Annotated in this window: 2 protein-coding genes and 1 pseudogene; 1 reads left to right on the forward strand and 2 read right to left on the reverse strand. The window is 56.2% G+C overall.

Annotated elements, in window-relative coordinates; all coding sequences use genetic code 11:
• Positions 1–138: 138 nt before the first annotated feature.
• Both PMI37_RS27410 and yaaA read right to left on the reverse strand, forming a co-directional pair.
• The gene (locus PMI37_RS27410; protein WP_008087506.1) at positions 139–1,455 is read right to left on the reverse strand and encodes a nucleotide sugar dehydrogenase; all 1,317 of its coding nucleotides are present in this window, start codon (positions 1,453–1,455) and stop codon (positions 139–141) included.
• 808 nt (positions 1,456–2,263) lie between these two features.
• Positions 2,264–3,043, reverse strand: a complete 780-nt coding sequence (gene yaaA, locus PMI37_RS27415) for a peroxide stress protein YaaA (RefSeq protein ID WP_008087507.1) — start codon at positions 3,041–3,043, stop codon at positions 2,264–2,266.
• Between the two features lie 73 nt (positions 3,044–3,116).
• On the opposite strand from yaaA, the pseudogene PMI37_RS32340 reads away from it, so the two are divergent.
• A pseudogene (locus PMI37_RS32340) lies at positions 3,117–3,300 on the forward strand (hypothetical protein); the annotation flags it as partial.

Genomic DNA, 3,300 nt, shown 5'->3' on the forward strand with positions numbered 1-3,300 from the left:
CTGCGATCTTTTGATCTTTCCGGTTCACTCGGAACTCAAATGTTGCCGGTAAAGATCGCAGCCTCGTTTCACTCGACAGCTCCTACATTTGGGTTCTGTTGCGCGGCGTCGCGAGGGCGGCGCCGTGCAACGTCTGCCTTACCAGCAGATGCCTTCGGTGCGAGTACCGGCGTCGGTGGCCTTGGCCATGAAGCCGACCAGGTCGATAACCTGTTTGCCATGCGGCGCTTGTTGCGCCAGCGCACGGAATTTCTCGTCGCGGTTGCCGAGGATGATCACGTCGGAGTTGTCGATCACCGAATCGAAGTCCGCGTTGAGCAGCGACGATACGTGGGGGATTTTCGACTCGATGTAGTCTTTGTTCGCACCGTGAACACGGGCGTACTCGACGTTGCTGTCGTAGATGCTCAGGTCGTAACCCTTGCCGATCAGCATCTCGGCCAGCTCGACCAGCGGGCTTTCGCGCAGGTCGTCGGTGCCGGCCTTGAAGCTCAAGCCGAGCAGGGCGACTTTGCGTTTGTCGTGGCTTTCAACGATGTCGAAGGCGTTCTGCACTTGCGATTCGTTGCTGCGCATCAGCGAGTTGAGCAGCGGCGCTTCGACGTCCAGGGAACCGGCGCGGTAGGTCAGGGCGCGCACGTCTTTCGGCAGGCACGAACCGCCGAAGGCGAAGCCCGGGCGCATGTAGTACTGGGACAGGTTGAGGGTCTTGTCCTGGCAAACCACTTCCATCACTTCACGGCCATCGACGCCGACGGCTTTGGCGATGTTGCCGATCTCGTTGGCGAAGGTCACTTTGGTCGCGTGCCAGACGTTGCAGGTGTACTTGATCATCTCGGCGACAGCGATGTCCTTGCGGATGATCGGTGCGTCGAGTTCTTCGTACAGCGATTGCAGAACGTCGCCCGAAGCCTTGTCGAATTCGCCGATGACGGTCATCGGTGGCAGGTCGTAGTCGGCGATGGCGGTGGATTCACGCAGGAACTCAGGGTTGACCGCAACGCCGAAGTCGACGCCAGCCTTTTTGCCGGAGCAGTCTTCGAGAATCGGGATCACCACGTTGGCAACAGTGCCCGGCAATACGGTGCTGCGTACAACGATGGTGTGGCGGGTGGTTTTTTCACGCAGAACAAAACCGATCTCGCGGCACACCGCTTCGATGTAGTTCAGTTCGAGGTCGCCGTTCTTCTTGCTCGGCGTACCGACGCAGATCATCGACAGGTCAGTGTCACGAATCGCTTCGGCGAAGTTGGTCGTGCCACGCAGACGACCGGTCTGGATACCCTGTTGCAGAAGTTCGCCCAGGCCCGGTTCAACAATGGGGGATTTGCCAGCGTTGATCATGTCGATCTTGTCTTTGGCAACATCGACGCCAACCACGTCATGGCCACGTGCAGACAGGCAACCGGCACATACTGCGCCAACGTAACCCAAACCAAATATGCTGATGCGCATCGCAATTACCTCTGTATATATCAGGCCTTAGAAGGCCGGAGTTAATGGTGTTCAGCGTTCACTAGTGCACTCGAAAGTGCGGCTTACAGGCGCCACAATGCCGTGTGCAGGCATACAAAGTTCCGAGTGTCTAAATAAGTGCACTCAAGATGTGCGCAACCAGGCCTTATAGTTATGACTTGCCCTGTTATGCAGCGGATCTTCTTTCTGGAAGACTCTGGTGCATTCGTCTTGCGCGCTCGATGTCAGGCGAGAAGCCCGTAGATCAAGCGGTCTGGTGCTCAGGCGAGCACGTTTATAGGGGCGCGGCCATGGCCTTGCAGGGGATATTAATGCTGCGTATCTCCTGTCCTTCGTTTGTTTTGAGACTAGTTAGTCATCTAGGCAAGTTGCTGTGACAACTTGGTTACATGGCTATCTGCTCCGCGTAAGTTATCTCGTACAAACTCGGCGAGAATCGTTACCGGTGGTATGAACTACGCATTTGGACATAGTTCCAGTCCGCTCATCGCGCCATCTGAAATTTTTTGAAATATTGGCAAAGATGGCACTGGTCTCAATTTGATAGCACTTTCCGTTTCGCCCTTTATTGATAGGGGCATAATCGCGCTAGATAGTTTTGTGCCACTACTGTGAAAAAAGTTAGGTGCCACTACTGAAAAAAATGATCAGTGTCGAGTGAAACTAAAATTAGAAAAGACAGGGATTATTTTTTGGCGCCATAAAAATGGCGAAACAAGGCGGGGAATTTTTGACAGCGTGCAGGCTGCACGACTCTTGATAGAAAGAGTCGTGCAATAGGCATGCTTTATTCGGGGGCGTGGTCGCGCAGAAAGACCAGATTGTCGGGTTTCGATTGTTCGGCGCTGTAGCGATAACCCTGCACATCGAACTGCTTGAGCTGGGCCGGATCGTTGATCTTTTCCTGAATCACAAAGCGGCTCATCAGGCCACGCGCTTTCTTCGCGTAGAAACTGATGATCTTGTACTGGCCGTTCTTCTGATCCTTGAACTCGGTGTTGATGATCCGCGCGTTCAGGGCGGTGCGTTTGACGGCCGAGAAGTATTCGTTGGACGCCAGGTTGAGCAGCACGTCGTCGCCCTGATCGGCCAGCGCTTCATTCAGCCATTCGCTGATGCGCGTGCCCCAGAAGGCGTAAAGGTCTTTGCCACGGGCGTTGGCCAGTTTGGTGCCCATTTCCAGGCGATACGGTTGCATCAGGTCGAGCGGGCGCAGCAGGCCATAAAGGCCGGAGAGCATGCGCAGGTGCTTTTGCGCGTAATCGAAATCGGCTTCGCTGAAAGATTGCGCGTCGAGGCCGGTATAGACGTCACCCTTGAACGCGAGCAGCGCCTGCTTGGCGTTCTCCGGGGTGAACGCGGGCGTCCAGCTGCCGAAACGCGCGGCGTTGAGGCCGCCGATCTTGTCGGACACGTGCATCAGTTCGCTGATCTGCGCCGGGGTCAGCTCGCGCAATTGCTGGATCAGTTCCTGGGAATGGTCAAGGTATTGCGGCTGGGTGAAGCGCTGGGTCGCCGGCGGTGTTTCGTAATCGAGGGTCTTGGCGGGGGAAATCACCATCAGCATGAAGTCGTCTCCTTTAATCGTGGGGGCGATTCTAGGGGGTTGTCCGAGTTGACTCCAGCTATGAGCGTGATAGGTGATCGACGGCTTGGCGATGATCGTTCCCACGCTCTGCGTGGGAATGCCGCCTGTGACGCTCCGCGTCACCGTCGAGCTGGACGCGGAGCGTCCGGGGAGGCGTTACCACGCAGAGCGTGGGAACGATCATCGCAATGATTCAATGGAGGCACAGGTAGGAGCTGCCGAAGGCTGCGATCTTT

Origin of the sequence: Pseudomonas sp. GM80 (genome assembly GCF_000282515.1) — a bacterium.
Lineage (GTDB): Bacteria > Pseudomonadota > Gammaproteobacteria > Pseudomonadales > Pseudomonadaceae > Aquipseudomonas.

What these genes read in the sequence shown, in the direction of transcription:
- PMI37_RS27410 (WP_008087506.1), bottom strand. Translation starts at nt 1,455, where the DNA reads ATGCGCATCAGCATATTTGGTTTGGGTTACGTTGGCGCAGTATGTGCC.
- yaaA (WP_008087507.1), bottom strand. Translation starts at nt 3,043, where the DNA reads ATGCTGATGGTGATTTCCCCCGCCAAGACCCTCGATTACGAAACACCG.